Source organism: Stutzerimonas stutzeri (assembly GCF_024448695.1).
In the GTDB taxonomy this organism is placed as follows: Bacteria; Pseudomonadota; Gammaproteobacteria; order Pseudomonadales; family Pseudomonadaceae; genus Stutzerimonas; species Stutzerimonas stutzeri_T.
The window spans coordinates 36,428-53,448 of sequence record NZ_JAMOHY010000010.1 but is presented as its reverse complement, the minus strand read 5'-3'; the positions used below and the strand labels follow the sequence as shown (position 1 = coordinate 53,448).

The 17,021-nt window shown below is 58.4% G+C and carries 14 protein-coding genes; 13 read left to right on the top strand and 1 reads right to left on the bottom strand.

Annotated features, from left to right (window positions below; all coding sequences use genetic code 11):
* Positions 1-6: 6 nt before the first annotated feature.
* The 12 genes from NAV32_RS10055 to htpG all read left to right on the top strand — a co-directional run bounded on the left by NAV32_RS10055 (position 7) and on the right by htpG (position 15,265).
* On the top strand, positions 7-711 hold the full coding sequence (locus NAV32_RS10055) for a succinate dehydrogenase iron-sulfur subunit (protein ID WP_256052655.1): 705 nt from the start codon (positions 7-9) through the stop codon (positions 709-711).
* Positions 712-997: 286 nt separating this feature from the next.
* Positions 998-3,829: a 2-oxoglutarate dehydrogenase E1 component gene (locus NAV32_RS10050; RefSeq protein ID WP_256052654.1), complete on the top strand. Its 2,832-nt coding sequence runs from the start codon at positions 998-1,000 to the stop codon at positions 3,827-3,829.
* A 69-nt stretch (positions 3,830-3,898) separates the two neighbouring features.
* Positions 3,899-5,107 (top strand): 2-oxoglutarate dehydrogenase complex dihydrolipoyllysine-residue succinyltransferase, encoded by a 1,209-nt coding sequence (gene odhB / locus NAV32_RS10045; RefSeq protein ID WP_256052653.1) that lies wholly within the window; start codon positions 3,899-3,901, stop codon positions 5,105-5,107.
* A gap of 90 nt (positions 5,108-5,197) precedes the next feature.
* A complete protein-coding gene (gene lpdA, locus NAV32_RS10040) occupies positions 5,198-6,634 on the top strand; it encodes a dihydrolipoyl dehydrogenase (protein ID WP_256052652.1) in 1,437 nt (478 codons plus the stop codon).
* Between the two features lie 155 nt (positions 6,635-6,789).
* Entirely contained in the window at positions 6,790-7,956 is a 1,167-nt protein-coding gene (gene sucC / locus NAV32_RS10035) for an ADP-forming succinate--CoA ligase subunit beta (protein WP_256052651.1), read from the top strand.
* Complete coding sequence (gene sucD, locus NAV32_RS10030; RefSeq protein WP_256052650.1) at positions 7,956-8,843, top strand: succinate--CoA ligase subunit alpha; 888 nt, start codon at positions 7,956-7,958, stop codon at positions 8,841-8,843. Before sucC ends, sucD begins: the two co-directional genes overlap by 1 nt.
* 255 nt (positions 8,844-9,098) lie before the next feature.
* Positions 9,099-10,406 carry a branched-chain amino acid transport system II carrier protein gene (brnQ, locus tag NAV32_RS10025; protein ID WP_256052649.1) on the top strand — a complete coding sequence of 436 codons (1,308 nt, stop codon included), beginning with the start codon at positions 9,099-9,101 and terminating at the stop codon, positions 10,404-10,406.
* 115 nt (positions 10,407-10,521) lie between these two features.
* The gene (locus NAV32_RS10020; protein ID WP_256052648.1) at positions 10,522-11,247 is read left to right on the top strand and encodes a DUF599 domain-containing protein; all 726 of its coding nucleotides are present in this window, start codon (positions 10,522-10,524) and stop codon (positions 11,245-11,247) included.
* Positions 11,248-11,305: 58 nt separating this feature from the next.
* On the top strand, positions 11,306-11,776 hold the full coding sequence (locus tag NAV32_RS10015) for a PaaI family thioesterase (RefSeq protein WP_256052647.1): 471 nt from the start codon (positions 11,306-11,308) through the stop codon (positions 11,774-11,776).
* Positions 11,773-12,219, top strand: a complete 447-nt coding sequence (locus tag NAV32_RS10010) for a PaaI family thioesterase (RefSeq protein ID WP_256052646.1) — start codon at positions 11,773-11,775, stop codon at positions 12,217-12,219. The genes NAV32_RS10015 and NAV32_RS10010 overlap by 4 nt, the downstream gene beginning before the upstream one ends.
* Positions 12,220-12,261: 42 nt before the next feature.
* Positions 12,262-13,266 (top strand): MFS transporter, encoded by a 1,005-nt coding sequence (locus tag NAV32_RS10005; RefSeq protein ID WP_256052645.1) that lies wholly within the window; start codon positions 12,262-12,264, stop codon positions 13,264-13,266.
* Positions 13,267-13,357: 91 nt separating this feature from the next.
* Positions 13,358-15,265, top strand: coding sequence for a molecular chaperone HtpG (gene htpG / locus NAV32_RS10000; RefSeq protein WP_256052644.1), 1,908 nt, complete (start codon positions 13,358-13,360; stop codon positions 15,263-15,265).
* Positions 15,266-15,313: 48 nt separating this feature from the next.
* Here htpG and NAV32_RS09995 read toward each other — a convergent pair whose 3' ends face one another.
* Positions 15,314-15,748: an OsmC family protein gene (locus tag NAV32_RS09995; RefSeq protein WP_256052643.1), complete on the bottom strand. Its 435-nt coding sequence runs from the start codon at positions 15,746-15,748 to the stop codon at positions 15,314-15,316.
* 175 nt (positions 15,749-15,923) lie between these two features.
* On the opposite strand from NAV32_RS09995, the gene NAV32_RS09990 reads away from it, so the two are divergent.
* Positions 15,924-16,922 carry an amidohydrolase family protein gene (locus NAV32_RS09990; RefSeq protein ID WP_256052707.1) on the top strand — a complete coding sequence of 333 codons (999 nt, stop codon included), beginning with the start codon at positions 15,924-15,926 and terminating at the stop codon, positions 16,920-16,922.
* Positions 16,923-17,021: the final 99 nt, after the last annotated feature.

Sequence of the window (17,021 nt, the reverse complement as noted above, 5' to 3'; positions counted from 1 at the left end):
GCCGATATGTTGCAAGTGAGTGTCTATCGCTACAACCCGGATAAAGATGAAAAGCCGTACATGCAGGATTTCCAGATCAATACCGATGGTAAGGATCTGATGGTTCTGGACGTACTGGCGCTCATCAAGGAACAGGACGAAGGTTTCTCCTATCGTCGTTCCTGCCGCGAAGGAGTCTGTGGCTCCGATGGCATGAACATGAACGGCAAGAATGGCCTGGCCTGTATCACTCCGCTGTCAGCTGTCGTCTCAGGCGGTAAGCTGGTGGTTCGTCCTCTGCCTGGTCTGCCAGTCATCCGTGACCTGGCCGTCGATATGAGCATCTTCTATAAGCAGTACGAGAAGGTTCGCCCTTATCTGATGAACGATACACCGGCACCGGCTATCGAACGTTTGCAGAGCCCGGAAGATCGCGAGAAGCTCGATGGCCTGTACGAGTGCATTCTGTGCGCTTGCTGCTCGACCAGTTGCCCGTCCTTCTGGTGGAATCCGGACAAATTCCTCGGTCCAGCGGCACTGCTGCAGGCCTATCGCTTTCTGGCCGATAGTCGCGATACCGAAACTGAAGAACGTCTGGCTGCTCTGGATGATCCGTTCAGCGTATTCCGCTGCCGTGGCATCATGAACTGCGTAAGCGTTTGTCCGAAGGGATTGAACCCCACCAAGGCAATCGGGCACGTGCGTAATATGCTGTTGCAGAGCGCGACTTGATGAGTCATGGCTTGCGACTATTAGCTTAGTCGCTTGCCTGTAATGTTTTACCGCGACACCTACGGCGCTGAGTTCAACCTCGGCGCCGTAGTTTTAGTAGGAATCCCAGCTCACAAAGCCGGGGTTCCACTCTGAAAATTTGATGACCAGCAGGAGCATCCGGGGTGGTTCTCGGAAACTATCTGCGCGGTCCGTAGTGGCTTTACCTGGGTCGCTGCTTCAGAACTGGGAAAGTCATGCTGCGGTCTCCACGCTGGTGGTGTCTCCTTATCGAAGGTGACCAGACATGCAAGAAAGCGTAATGCAGCGCATGTGGGACAGTGCCCACCTATCCGGTGGTAACGCTGCCTATGTGGAAGAACTCTACGAGCTCTACCTGCACGATCCCAACGCTGTGCCCGAAGAGTGGCGCACCTACTTCCAGAAGCTGCCCGTCAGCGGTGGCAATACGGCCGATGTTTCGCACGCTACGATTCGCGATCATTTTGTGCTGCTGGCCAGGAATCAGCGTCGTACACAGCCTGTTTCCGCAGGCAGTGTGAGCAGCGAGCACGAAAAGAAGCAGGTCGAAGTACTGCGTCTGATTCAGGCCTTCCGGATGCGTGGTCATCAGGCTGCACAGCTTGATCCGCTTGGGCTGCAGCCGCGCAAGGCTCCAGCCGACCTGTCGATCAATCATTACAATCTGACTGATGCCGATCTGGATACGGTTTTCCGTACCGGCGATCTCGCCGTGGGACGCGATGAGGCAACCTTGCGTGAAATTCACCAGGCGTTGCAAGAGACCTACTGCCGCACCATCGGTGCGGAGTTCACCCATATCGTCGATTCCGAACAGCGCAACTGGTTTATCCAGCGCCTGGAAAGCGTACGCGGGCGTCCAGAGTTCTCGTCGGAAATCAAAAGCCATCTGCTTGAGCGCCTGACCGCTGCCGAGGGCCTGGAAAAGTATCTGGGCACCAAGTATCCGGGCACCAAGCGTTTCGGCCTGGAGGGCGGCGAGAGTCTTATCCCGCTGCTGGACGAGATCATCCAGCGTTCCGGCTCCTACGGTACCAAGGAAATCGTCATCGGCATGGCTCACCGCGGCCGTCTGAACGTGCTGGTCAATACCTTCGGCAAGAACCCGCGCGATCTGTTCGACGAGTTCGAGGGCAAGAAGGTCGAAGGCCTGAGTTCGGGTGACGTGAAATACCACCAGGGCTTTTCCTCCAACGTGATGACCCCAGGTGGCGAGATTCACCTGGCCATGGCATTCAACCCATCCCACCTGGAAATCGTTTCCCCGGTGGTAGAGGGTTCGGTGCGTGCACGTCAGGATCGTCGTTGTGACCCGATCGGCGACAAGGTGCTGCCAGTGACCATCCACGGTGACGCAGCTGTCGCTGGCCAGGGTGTGGTCATGGAAACCTTCCAGATGTCGCAGACCCGTGCCTACCGGACCGGCGGCACCATTCGCATCGTGGTCAACAACCAGGTTGGTTTCACCACCAACAAGCAGGAAGACGCGCGCTCCACGGAATACGCCACCGACGTTGCGAAGATGATCCAGGCGCCGATCTTCCATGTGAATGCCGATGATCCGGAAGCCGTGCTGTTCGTTACCCAGCTGGCTGTCGATTACCGCATGCAGTTCAAGCGCGATATCGTCATTGACCTGATCTGCTACCGTCGTCGTGGCCACAACGAGGCTGACGAACCAAGCGGCACCCAGCCGCTGATGTACCAGAAGATCGCCAAGCAGCGCACCACGCGTGAGCTGTATGCCGATTCGCTGATGCACTCGAGCGTGCTCGATGAGACGGGCGTCCAGGCGAAGGTCGATGAATACCGCACTGCACTGGATAACGGCCTGCATGTGGTCAAGAGCCTGGTCAAAGAGCCCAACAAGGAGCTGTTCGTTGACTGGCGTCCTTATCTGGGCCATGCCTGGACCGCGCGTCACGACACCCGTTTCGATCTGAAGACTTTGCAGGAGCTGTCGAGCAAGATGCTCGCTGTGCCCGAAGGCTTCGTGGTTCAAAGACAGGTATCGAAGATCCTCGAAGATCGTCAGAAAATGGGTGCCGGTGCCTTGGCCATCAACTGGGGTTATGCCGAGACACTGGCATACGCCACATTGCTGTTCGAAGGCCATCCGATTCGCATCAGTGGCCAGGACGTAGGCCGCGGTACCTTCTCGCATCGCCACGCTGCGTTGCACAATCAGAAGGACGGCAGCACTCATATCCCGCTGCAGCACCTGTACGAAGGTCAGCCCCGTTTCGACCTGTATGACTCCTTCCTGTCGGAAGAGGCGGTACTGGCATTCGAATACGGCTACGCCACCACCATGCCGAACGCACTGGTGGTTTGGGAGGCCCAGTTCGGCGACTTCGCCAACGGTGCCCAGGTTGTCATCGATCAGTTCATCACCAGTGGCGAGCACAAGTGGGGTCGTCTGTGCGGCCTGACCATGCTGCTGCCGCATGGCTATGAAGGGCAGGGACCGGAGCACTCTTCCGCGCGTCTGGAGCGTTATCTGCAACTGTGTGCCGAGCAGAATATCCAGGTATGCGTGCCGACTACGCCGGCACAGGTCTACCATATGCTGCGTCGTCAGGCGATCCGCCCGCTGCGCAAGCCGCTGGTTGCCCTTACGCCGAAGTCGCTGCTGCGTCACAAGCTGGCGATCTCGACCCTGGAGGATCTGACCGAAGGCTCGTTCCAGACCGTGATCGGAGAAATCGATCAAATCGATCCGGCCAAGGTCGAACGACTGATCATGTGCAGCGGCAAGGTCTATTACGATCTGTTGGACAAGCGTCGCAACGAAGGCCGCGAAGATATCGCTGTCGTGCGTATCGAGCAGCTGTATCCGTTCCCGGAAGAGGATCTGGCGGAGGTGCTTGCGCCTTACCAGAACCTCAAGAGTATCGTCTGGTGTCAGGAAGAGCCGATGAACCAGGGCGCGTGGTACTGCAGCCAGCACCATATGCGTCGTGTGGCCGTAGCGCACAAGAAAGAGTTGCTCCTGCAGTACGCGGGGCGTGAAGCCTCCGCCGCCCCTGCCGTCGGTTATGCCTCCATGCATGCCGAACAGCAGGAAAAGCTGCTTCAGGACGCTTTCACCGTTTAATCATTCGAGCAAGAGGCCGCGAAACATCGCGGCCTCGCCGTAGAAACCGAATCAATAGGACCCCAGCTAATGGCTATCGAGATCAAAGCCCCCCAATTTCCCGAATCGGTCGCTGACGGCACCGTTGCCACCTGGCACAAGCAGCCGGGTGATGCGGTCAAGCGCGATGAGCTGATCGTCGACATCGAAACCGACAAGGTCGTGATGGAAGTCCTCGCCGAAGCCGATGGCGTGCTCACCGAAATCGTCAAGAACGAAGGTGACACCGTGCTCAGCGGCGAACTGCTCGGCAAGCTCGAGGCCGGCGCGACTGCAGCTGCTGCTCCTGCGCCTGCTGCAACCGCAGCTGCCGCAGCCGCTCCCGCCACTGATGCCAGTGCCGAAGACGCGATTCTCGCGCCGGCTGCGCGCAAGCTGGCTGAAGAAAACGGCATCGATCCCAACAGCGTGAAGGGGACTGGCAAGGATGGTCGCGTAACCAAGGAAGATCTGGTTGCCGCCATCGAAGCCAAGAAGTCCGCGCCGGCTGCCAAGCCTGCCGCGGCTGCTGCCGCACCTGTGGTTGCCGTTGGCGACCGCGTCGAGAAGCGCGTACCCATGACCCGTCTGCGCGCCAAGGTTGCCGAGCGTCTGGTCGAAGCACAGTCTTCCATGGCCATGTTGACTACCTTCAACGAAGTCAACATGAAGCCGATCATGGAGCTTCGTGCCAAGTACAAGGACCTGTTCGAGAAAACTCACAATGGCGTGCGCCTGGGCTTCATGTCCTTCTTCGTCAAGGCTGCGGTCGAAGCCTTGAAGCGCCAGCCAGGTGTGAACGCTTCCATCGATGGTAACGACATTGTCTACCACGGCTATCAGGATATCGGTGTAGCCGTATCCAGCGACCGTGGTCTGGTGGTGCCGGTCCTGCGCAATGCCGAGCACATGAGCCTGGCCGAGATCGAAGGTGGTATCAACAACTACGGCAAGAAGGCCAAGGCTGGCAAGCTGACCATCGAAGAAATGACGGGTGGTACTTTCACCATCTCCAACGGTGGTGTGTTCGGTTCGCTGCTGTCCACTCCGATTGTCAACCCGCCGCAGACCGCTATCCTCGGCATGCACAAGATCCAGGAACGTCCGATGGCCGTTAATGGCCAGGTCGTCATCCTGCCGATGATGTACCTTGCGCTGTCTTATGATCACCGTCTGATTGATGGCAAGGAAGCCGTGACCTTCCTGGTCACCATGAAGGACCTGCTGGAAGATCCGGCACGCCTGCTGCTGGACATCTAAGAAGCAGCGGCAAGCTGCAAGCAGGTGCTGCGTTGAAGCAGCTTTGCTTGGGGCTTGCCGCTTTTCGCTTGAAGCTAGAGAGGATTTGCAATGAGTCAGAAATTCGACGTCGTCGTCATTGGTGCCGGTCCCGGCGGCTACGTGGCTGCCATTCGTGCAGCGCAACTGGGTCTGAAAACCGCTTGTATCGAAAAATACCAGGGTAAGGAAGGCAAGACTGCGCTGGGCGGTACCTGCCTGAACGTGGGCTGCATTCCATCCAAGGCGCTGCTGGACAGTTCCTACAAGTTCCATGAAGCCCACGAGAGCTTCAACGTCCACGGCATCAGCACGGGCGACGTCAAGATGGACGTGCCGACCATGGTGGCGCGCAAGGATCAGATCGTCAAAAACCTCACCGGCGGTGTTGCCGCTCTGCTGAAGGCCAATGGCGTGACCGTGTTTGAAGGCCACGGCAAGCTGCTGTCCGGCAAGCAGGTCGAAGTCACCAAGCTCGATGGCAGCACCGAGATGCTGGCTGCCGAGAACGTCATCCTGGCTTCCGGTTCCAAGCCGGTGGACATCCCGCCAGCTCCGGTCAATCAGAACACCATCGTTGATTCCACTGGTGCGCTGGACTTCCAGAGCGTTCCGGCGCGGCTGGGCGTTATCGGTGCAGGTGTGATCGGTCTGGAGCTGGGTTCGGTCTGGGCACGTTTGGGCGCCGAAGTGACCGTTATCGAGGCGATGGACAAGTTCCTGCCGGCTGCCGATGAGCAAATTTCCAAGGAAGCCTTCAAGGTGCTGTCCAAGCAGGGTCTGAAGATTCTGCTGGGTGCGCGTCTGACCGCGTCCGAGGTCAAGGGCGATGAAGTGACTGTCAGCTTCACGACTGCCGAAGGTGAGCAGCAGCAGACCTTTGACAAGCTGATCGTTGCGGTTGGCCGTCGTCCGGTGACTACCGATCTGCTGGCTGCCGATGCAGGCGTGGACATGGACGAGCGTGGCTTCATCTTCGTTAATGACCAGTGTGCGACCAGCGTTCCGGGCGTTTATGCCATTGGTGACGTGGTTCGTGGCGCAATGCTCGCCCACAAGGCTTCCGAAGAAGGTGTGATGGTTGCCGAGCGTATCGCTGGCCACAAATCCCAAATGAACTACGATCTGATTCCGTCGGTCATCTATACCCACCCGGAAATCGCGTGGGTGGGCAAGACTGAGCAGGCGCTCAAGGCCGAGGGTGTGGAAGTCAACGTGGGAACCTTCCCCTTCGCCGCTAGCGGTCGCGCCATGGCAGCCAATGACACTGCCGGTCTGGTCAAGGTTATCGCCGATGCCAAGACCGACCGTGTACTGGGTGTCCACGTGATGGGGCCGGCTGCGGCCGAGCTGGTTCAGCAGGGCGCCATCGGCATGGAGTTCGGCACCAGTGCTGAAGACCTGGGCATGATGGTGTTCTCGCATCCGACCATGTCGGAAGCGCTGCACGAAGCAGCGTTGGCCGTAAATGGCCATGCAATCCACATCGCCAACCGCAAAAAGCGTTAACGGCTGTGTGAGATGAAGAAGCCCGCCTTGTTCTTGCGAACACTGCGGGCTTTTTAACAGGTCTTTGAAAGGTATCCACGATAGTTTTCAGTGACTTGGAGGTGGCGGGGCAGAGATGCCGCGTCTGATGTGTATCAACCAAATGGTAGCCAAGCATGAATCTCCACGAGTATCAGGGTAAGCAACTTTTTGCCGAGTACGGGCTGCCGGTTTCGGCGGGTTACGCGGTAGACAATCCTCGGGAAGCAGCCGAGGCGTGCGACAAGATTGGGGGTACCGAATGGGTGGTCAAGGCCCAGGTGCATGCGGGCGGTCGGGGCAAGGCCGGTGGCGTCAAACTGGTTCGCAGCAAGGACGAGGCCCGCGCGTTCGCGCAGCAGTGGCTGGGCGAGCGGTTGGTAACCTACCAGACAGATGCCAATGGCCAGCCGGTCAGCAAGGTGCTGGTTGAAGCCTGCACCGAGATCGAGAAGGAGCTTTATCTGGGGGCGGTGGTTGATCGCTCCACGCGCCGGATCGTGTTCATGGCCTCCACAGAAGGTGGCGTGGATATCGAGAAGGTTGCTCACGATACCCCGGAGAAAATTCTCAAGGCTACTGTCGATCCGCTGGTTGGCGCGCAGCCATTCCAAGGCCGCGAACTGGCCTTCCAGTTAGGTCTCAAGGGCGATCAGGTCAAGCAGTTCGTGCACATTTTCGTCGGCCTGGCCAAATTGTTCGTTGATTACGACCTGGCACTGCTGGAAGTCAATCCGCTGGTGATCAAGAAGGACGGCAACCTGCATTGCCTGGACGCCAAGATCAATATCGACAGCAACGCCAGCTACCGGCAGCCCAAACTGCGTGATATGGCCGACCCGTCCCAGGATGACCCCCGTGAAGCCCATGCGGCACGCTGGGAGCTCAACTATGTGGCGCTTGATGGCAACATCGGCTGCATGGTCAACGGCGCCGGCCTGGCCATGGGCACCATGGACATCGTCAACCTGCATGGCGGTAAGCCTGCCAACTTCCTTGACGTCGGTGGCGGCGCAACAGAAGAGCGGGTTGCCGAAGCGTTCAAGATCATCCTCTCCGACCCCAATGTTGCAGCCGTGCTGGTGAATATTTTCGGTGGCATTGTGCGCTGCGACATGATTGCCGAAGGCATCATCGGTGCCGTCAAGGAGGTGGGCGTGAAGGTGCCGGTGGTGGTACGCCTTGAAGGTAACAACGCCGACCTTGGCGCCCGGATGCTGAGCGAAAGCGGGCTGAACATCATCGGTGCGAACAGCCTCACCGATGCGGCCGTTCAGGTCGTCAAAGCTGCGGAGGGCAAGTAATGAGTATCCTGATCAACAAGGAAACCAAGGTCATCTGCCAGGGTTTCACCGGTTCGCAAGGCACTTTTCATTCAGAGCAGGCCATCGAATACGGCACCCGGATGGTCGGCGGCGTGACGCCTGGCAAAGGCGGTAGTACGCATCTGGGCCTGCCGGTCTTCAATACTGTGCGCGAAGCGGTCGAGGCCACTGGAGCGGATGCATCGGTGATCTATGTGCCGGCACCCTTCTGCAAGGACTCGATCCTCGAAGCGGCGATGGGTGGCATCAAACTGATCGTCTGTATCACCGAGGGGATTCCAACCCTCGACATGCTTGAAGTGAAAATCAAGTGTGACGAACTGGGTGTACGCCTGATCGGACCGAACTGCCCCGGCGTGATTACTCCAGGCGAGTGCAAGATCGGCATTCAGCCGGGGCATATCCACCAGCCGGGCAGGGTGGGGATCGTTTCGCGTTCCGGGACCTTGACCTATGAGGCGGTCAAACAGACCACTGATGCAGGCTTTGGCCAGTCCACGTGCGTCGGTATTGGTGGCGACCCGATTCCGGGCTCAAGCTTCATCGATATCCTGAAGATGTTCCAGGAAGATCCCCAGACCGAGGCGATCGTGATGATCGGCGAGATCGGTGGTTCTGCCGAGGAGGAGGCCGCGGCCTATATCAAGGGCAATGTCACCAAGCCGGTGGTGTCTTATATTGCTGGCGTGACTGCGCCGCCCGGCAAACGGATGGGCCATGCCGGTGCGATCATTTCCGGCGGCAAGGGTACAGCCGATGAGAAATTTGCAGCGTTACAGGATGCCGGCGTGACGACTGTGCGTTCTCTCGCTGATATCGGCAAGGCGCTGGCCGAGGTTACGGGCTGGGCAAGCAAACAGGCCTGAAGCCAGGTCTGCCTTGAAAATGCCAGTCAGTCTTGACTGGCATTTTTATTATTGGCGCACCAACCCTGTTCGCCGGGCAAGGTAACCACATCCGTTCGGCAAAACCTGACCGTTCGGTCACTGATTTCGCCGCAATAAACTCGTCTGATGGCGGCAATTCCAGTAAGGTGCGACGTCTTTTTTGCGCGCGCCTTCACGCCGCAATCAACCGAATAGCCTCGGACGCGTTCGCGTCTCCTTGCGGTAGGTATTTCCATGATTCGACTGAAAAGCCAGGATCTTCTGGCGCTTGGTTTCATGACCTTCGCCCTGTTTCTGGGCGCGGGCAACATTATCTTTCCACCCAGCGCCGGTATGGCTGCCGGTGAGCGGATTGTGCCGGCTGCGATCGGCTTTCTGCTGACCGGTGTCGGCTTGCCATTGTTGACAGTGGTGGCACTGGCTCGTGTGGGGGGCGGCATGGACCGTCTGACCGCACCGTTGGGTCGCTGGGCTGGTATGGCACTGGCAGTTGCAGTCTATCTGGCAATCGGCCCGCTGTTCGCGACACCGCGTACGGCTACGGTGTCATTCGAGATGGGTATTGCGCCCTTTACCGGTAGTTCGGCAGGCCCATTGTTTGCCTATACCTCGATGTTCTTCCTGGCTGTTTTGCTGCTGGTGCTGAACCCTGGACGACTGATCGACCGGGTCGGCAAGTTCATCACACCGGTGCTGCTGGCAGCCCTGCTGGTACTGGGTGGCGCTGCGCTTTTCGCACCGGCGGGCACTATTGGCGAGACAGCGGAAAGCTATCGTGCCAGCCCGTTGCTCAAGGGCTTCCTTGACGGGTATCTGACCATGGATACCCTCGGTGCGCTGGTATTCGGCATTGTGATCGCCACTGCCATTCGTGACCGCGGCGTAACGGAACCAGGGCTGGTTACTCGCTATTCGATGATTGCCGGCATGATCGCCGCGACCGGGCTGTCGTTGGTGTACCTGGCGCTGTTCTACCTCGGTGCTACCAGCCAGGGCATCGCTGGTGATGCATCCAATGGCGTGCAGGTTCTGACAACCTACGTGCAGCACACCTTCGGCAATACCGGCAGTCTGCTGCTGGCTGTGGTGATTTCGTTGGCGTGCCTGACGACTGCAGTAGGCCTGACGACAGCCTGCGGTGAGTTTTTCAGTAGCGTGCTGCCCGTCAGCTACCGCACCGTGGTGATCGTGTTTACGGGGTTCAGTCTGCTGGTTTCCAACCAGGGGCTGACCCAGCTGATCAGCATTTCCGTCCCGGTGCTGGTGGGGCTGTATCCGCTGGCCATCGTGCTGGTTGCTCTCAGTCTGCTGGATCGTCTGTGGGTATCGCAGCAACGGATATTCATCCCGACAATGGCGGTCACGCTGATCTTCGGTGTGGTGGACGGCTTGGCTGCAGCAGGCTTCGATCAGCTGGTCCCGGAGTTCTTCAAGCAGTTGCCCCTGGCCGCGCACAGCATGGGCTGGGTGCTGCCGGTGCTGGTTACCTTGCTTGTCGCGATCATCTTGGATCGGATGATGGGCGTGCGTCCGGCAAAGTGAGTTCTGCGTAAGGGCCTTTGCCTGCCGAACCTTTCAATCAGGTTCGGTTTGGCAAGCCTCGACAGCCCTGCATTTGTGCTGGCTATAATGCGGCGCAGTGCCAGTGGGAGGTCCGATGTTTATTCCTGAACATTTGTTGCCGCATCTGATCGCCGTCGTCTGGTTTGTTTTCTGCTGGGTCGGTTACACCCGATATGCCATCTGGCGCGGTCGTGATACGGCCTGTCTGGCCAGCGTGCTGCATCTGTATCGCAAGGACTGGATGCGGCGCCTGATGCTGCGCGACAACCGTATCGCCGATGCCAACGTGATCGGCAATCTGGAGCGCAACGCTTCCTTCTTCGCTTCCAGTACGCTGATCATTCTGGCTGGCATCCTGACGGCGCTGGGCGCATCCGATCGTGCCGTAACGCTGCTGGCTGATCTGCCGTTCGCCCAGCCAGTGAGCCGGGAGCTTTCGGAGGTCAAGCTGCTGGCCTTGGCGGTGGTCTTCGTTTATGCCTTTTTCACCTTCAGCTGGTGCATGCGTCAGTACAACTTTGCTGCCGTGCTGGTTGCTTCCGCGCCCATGGTGGGGGAACGCAACGTCAGTGACCAGGAGCGCAAGTCGTTCGCCGAACGCGCGGCCAGGGTGATGTCGATGGCCGCCAACCAGTTCAATTTCGGCTTGCGCGCCTACTATTTTGGAATGGCGACACTGTCCTGGTTCATCAATCCCTGGTTTTTCATGGCGGTGACGACGGGTGTTGTGCTGATCCTGTATCGCCGCGAATTCCATTCCGATGTGCTCAAGGTGATGGTGTTCACGCCAACCTTGCCGAGCGAAGTGCCCAAGGAATAGGTAGTCCCGCAGCTGGGCGTTACCATGCGCAGCTTGTTTGATTGCAGAGACTTCGCCCATGAGCGACCCCGTGATTCTGGAGCGTACCCAGCGCTTCCTGTCCTTCCTGAGGCATTGCCAGGTCCTGGGCATGCGTGTCGAACGGGCCGACCGAACAGGTCTGACACTGAGCCTGCCCTACAGCGAAAACATCGTCAGCGATCCTGAAACAGGGATTATCCACGGCGGCGCCATCACTACATTGATGGATACCACCTGCGGCATCTCCACGGCCTGCGCACTGCCGGAGCTGGAGATCTGCCCGACCCTGGACCTGCGCATCGACTACATGCATCCCGCCGAGCCGAATCATGATGTGTTTGGTTTCGCCGAATGCTACCGGGTCACACCGACCGTGATCTTCACCCGGGGCGTGGCTTATCAGCGCGACATCAACGAACCCATAGCGCATGTGGTCGGTGCGTTCATGCGGATGGGGAGGGGCAAACAGGGTGGGGCAGCTGCCGAAGAACGAGGAGCCGGTGCATGAGCGAGCGGAATCTGAATGACTGGGTGCGCCAGGCTCACGAAAGCAACAATTATGATCCCTTGTTGCAAATGGTCCCCTACGCGCGACTGATCGGTATCGAGTGTCTGCGTCTGGGCGACGAGATGGTGTTCAGGCTGCCCAGCAACAAGGACAACATCGGCAACCCCACGTTGCCGGCGCTGCATGGCGGAGTTATCGCCGGCTTTATGGAGCACGCGGCGATGTTGCATCTGCTGATGTTCATGGGCAGCCCGCATTTGCCCAAAATCATCGACTTCTCGATAGATTATCTGCGTGCCGGTCATTATCGTGACACCTTTGCCGCCTGCCAGGTCTGGCGCCAGGGGCGTCGTGTGGCCAATGTCGCCGTTACGGCCTGGCAGACGAATCAGGCCGAGCCCATTGCCACCGCGCGTTGTCATTTCAAGGTCGACGAGCCCTGAGGTTTCAGGTGGCTAACACTGCAGATGCCTCAAGGGTGCTGAATGGATGCGTTGTTGATACTCGGTGGATTGCTGCTGATTATTGTCTCTGTTGTCTGGCTGGTGGTGCTGGCCTTTGGCACCAGTCTGATGTGGGGTGTGGGGGCGTTGATCCCGCCGATCACGCTCATTTATGCCGTGGTTCACTGGAAGACTGCACGTAAGGCAGTCGGGCTTTTCGGGTTGGGGACCATCCCGATTGTGGTGGGTTTCACGTTGCTGGCCAGTCAGGCGCCGGAGCGATTTGAAACCATTGTCGGCCTCACATGGCTGGAGTCGCGCGAGCAGGCACAGGGCAGCAGGTTGGCCATCGGCGTGCATGGGCAGCTGTACGGGCGAGCCTTCAATCCCAGCGTCGGCACGCTTGCCCACGGGGTGCTGACGTTGCGTGAGGGCAGTGACCCCTTTGCTCGCCAGCAACTGATTATCCGTCTTGGCAGCTTCCAGCCCGGCGCCTTGCGCCTCGATGTACTGCCGGAAGACGCTAATCCTTCAGCCGAAATCGAGATCAGCTGGGCACGACCGGAACAGGAACTGCCTGAGACGCGGATAATCCGGAGTGGCTATACACTGCATCTGAATCTGCAGCCGGTGCAGCCCAACAAACTGGCCGGTGACTTTCATCTGGTTCTACCCCTGCATTTACGCACCAGTATCAGCGGCAATATCGAGCTGCTCATGGATGAACTGCAGGCTCATAAAGAACAAGTGAACCCGTCCCGAAAAGCCCAGACAAGCGACGAACAGGCAGTTTCTGCGGAAGACTCGCCGGCCCCAACCGACCGCCGTCATGGTTTTACCCTGCAACATCTGCTGCATGATCCGGCGCGCTATTCGCAGCTGTTGGTACGCGCCCATACGGAACGGGGCAGTATGGCGGAGGGGCGCTTCATCGGTATCGACGAGGAGGGCAATCTGGCCATCAGGCACTTGCTCCAGGGCTCTGGCGTAGCCATCTACAATCTCGCGCCGGACGATATTGTGCTGCTCGAATTGCTTGAGCCTTAGATGCACGCTTGAAATTCTGCTCACAGCCCCCATCTGTCTGCCATCGCCGCAAATGCGGTCCGTGCCATTGACGATGTGGAGTTTGTAGACGATGAGTGTGGAAACTCAAAACAAAGAAACCCTGGGCTTCCAGACCGAGGTGAAGCAGCTGCTTCACCTGATGATCCATTCGCTGTATTCAAACAAGGAGATTTTTCTTCGCGAACTGATCTCCAACGCTTCCGACGCGGCAGACAAGCTGCGTTTCGAAGCGCTCGCCAAGCCTGAACTGCTCGAAGGTGGCAGTGATCTGCGGATCCGCGTCAGCTTCGACAAGGACGCCAAGACCGTCACCCTGGATGACAACGGCATCGGCATGAACCGTGACGACGTAGTGACCCATCTGGGTACGATCGCCAAGTCCGGCACAGCTGATTTCATGAAGCACCTGACCGGCGACCAGAAAAAGGATTCGCACCTGATCGGCCAGTTCGGCGTGGGTTTCTATTCGGCATTCATCGTGGCCGACCAGGTGGATGTGTACAGCCGTCGTGCCGGTACTCCGGCGGAAGAGGGCGTTTACTGGTCCTCGAAGGGTGAGGGCGAGTTTGAAGTCGCCACTATCGAGAAGGCCGAGCGCGGCACCCGCATCGTCCTGCATCTGAAGGCCGGCGAAGAAGAGTTCGCTGACGGCTGGCGTCTGCGCAATGTCATCAAGAAATACTCCGACCACATCGCACTGCCGATCGAGCTGCCGAAGGAATTCCACGGCGAAGAGAAGGACAAGCCGGCCGAACCCGAGTGGGAAACCGTCAACCGCGCCAGTGCCCTGTGGACCCGACCGCGCACCGAGGTGAAGGACGAGGAGTACCAGGAATTCTACAAGCACGTCGCTCATGACTTCGAAAACCCACTGGCCTGGAGCCACAACAAGGTCGAAGGCAAGCTGGAATACACCTCGCTGCTCTATGTGCCGGGTCGCGCGCCGTTCGACCTGTACCAGCGCGAAGCGCCCAAGGGCCTCAAGCTCTATGTGCAACGCGTATTCATCATGGATCAGGCTGATGAGTTCCTGCCGCTGTACTTGCGTTTCATCAAGGGTGTGGTCGATTCGAATGACCTGTCGCTGAACGTCTCTCGCGAGATCCTGCAGAAGGATCCGGTGATCGACTCCATGAAGTCGGCGCTGACCAAGCGCGTGCTGGACATGCTGGAAAAGCTGGCGAAGAACGAGCCGGATCAATATGCCTCCTTCTGGAAGCAGTTCGGCCAGGTACTCAAGGAAGGCCCTGCCGAAGACTTCGCCAACAAGGAGAAGATCGCCGGCCTGCTGCGCTTCGCCTCTACCCATGACGCCTCCGGCGAGCAGACGGTTTCGCTGGCTGATTACCTGGGCCGTGTGAAAGAAGGACAAGACAAGGTCTACTTCCTGACCGGTGAATCCTACGCGCAGGTCAAGAACAGCCCGCACCTGGAAGTCTTCCGCAAGAAAGGCATCGAAGTGCTGCTGCTGACCGATCGAATCGACGAGTGGCTGATGAGCTACCTGACCGAGTTCGACGGCAAGCAGTTCGTCGATGTTGCGCGTGGCGACCTGGATCTTGGCAAGCTGGATTCCGAAGAAGACAAGAAGGCCCAGGAAGAGATTGCCAAGGCGAAGGAAGGCCTTGTCGAGCGTCTGAAAGGTGCGCTGGGTGACGAGGTGGCTGAAGTGCGCGTATCGCATCGTCTCACCGACTCGCCGGCAATCCTGGCCATCGGTGAGCAGGACCTGGGTCTGCAGATGCGCCAGATTCTGGAAGCCAGCGGCCAGAAGGTGCCGGACTCCAAGCCGATCTTCGAGATCAACCCGCAGCACCCGCTGATCGAGAAGCTGGATACCGAGCCCGACGAAGACCGCTTCGCCGACCTCTCGCACATCCTCTTTGATCAGGCGGCACTGGCCGCGGGCGATAGCCTGAAAGACCCTGCGGCCTATGTGCAGCGTCTGAACAAACTGCTGGTGGAGCTTTCTGCATAAGCTGGCGTTGAATAAGCAAAAGGCCCGTCATTGACGGGCCTTTTGCGTTCAGGCCAGCACGCTGATCAGCCGTGTGCCGTGAGTCAGGTTGTCTGCGACCGGGCAGCGTTTTTCGATCTGTTCGAGCAGGGCCTGTTTTTCCTCGCGACTGAGTTCCGCGTCAATCTCGACTTTTATGCGCAGCTCCTGAAACCCGGGGCGTACGTCGGCATCGCGACCGAGCAGACCAGCCGGATCGTAGTCAGCTTCTATTTCGAAGCGCATGCCGCGCAATTCCACTTTCTGCTGGTGGGCGATAAAGCGTCCTATGGTGCCGAAGCAGCCTGCCACTGCGGCGAGTATCGCTTCCAGCGGTGTCGGGCCCAGATCCTGCCCGGCAGCGTTTTTCGGCTGATCCATGACCAGTCGGTGGTTGCCGCACTGTACCGTGATACTCATGCCGGCATTCATTTCGCCTTGGGCGCTGATGGTCTTGATGGCCATATTCGGTTCTGCTCCTGCTAGGTAGGTGATCGTGGCTTAGCCTAAAGGCGTACCGAGCGCTTGGCGTTGATTATCGTCAATATACCCTGTGGGGTATATATGGGTTTAAATCCTGAACCCACTTGCCGGCTGGTGGTCTATCCGCTTGGCTGTCAGGAGGGCATCAGTGTTCAGTATTCAAAAGTGTTTTACTGCGATCTGTCTGATCGTATTCATTGCGCCCGTTCAGGCGCGTGATTACCGCTACAGCGATGCGCACCTGCATCTTGTGGATTTCTTTCAGGAAAGCGCCGGCGTCTCGAAACTTATCGAGGAGATGGATGCCGGCGGCATCGATCATGTGATGGTCAGCGGCATTCCGGTGGCCAAGAAATGGCACGAAAACGAGCCGAAACGACCCCGTTACTATGCTGGCGACGATGCGCCGGTGTACTGGTACAGCGCAACCGATGTGATCATCGCTGCCGCCATGGAGGAGCTGGATGAACAGCAGCGCAAGCGTTTTCATCCCTTCCTGTCCGGGTTCAATCCCAACGACAAGAATGCCGCTGCACACATCCGTAGAATGCTCGAACTCAATCCCGGCCTCTGGCAGGGCATAGGTGAAGTCTTTACTCGCCACGACGACATCACTGCGCTTACTGAAGGCGACACTCCACGTGCCAACAACGAGGCGCTGGCGAAGGTCTATCATTTGGCTGCCGAGTTCGATCTGCCCGTGATGCTGCACTCCAATATCACTTCCAAGCGCGAGCGTAACCCGCTGTACCTGGCGGAGCTGGAAGAGCCATTGCGTAATCATCCGCACACTCGCTTCATCTGGGCACATGCAGGCACCAGCATGGAGCTGCATCGTCATCAGGAACAGCTCGATTTCCTCCTGCCTACGGTCACGCGATTGCTCGATGACTATCCAAATCTCTATATAGACCTGTCGTGGACCATGCTTCAGCCCTATCTGCTGGATGCGCATGGCAAGCCACGAAACGAGTGGATCGAACTGGTCGAGCGTCATCCTACGCGGTTCATGCTCGGCAGCGATGTGGTGGGTCGTTTCGACAGCCTTGTCGAGGGTATGCAGGCATTTACGCCCTTTCTCGATGCCCTTCCTGAACGGGTTGCCCACCTGGTGGCGCGCGACAACTTCCTGGCAATTCTGCCGAGCAGGCGTTAGCCCTTACTGCCTCCCAACAGGCATGGCCTGATAATACGGCCATGTCTTTTGTCGAATCCTGTCAAGTTGCAGCGTTTCGTGCCGATACCGATTTCATCG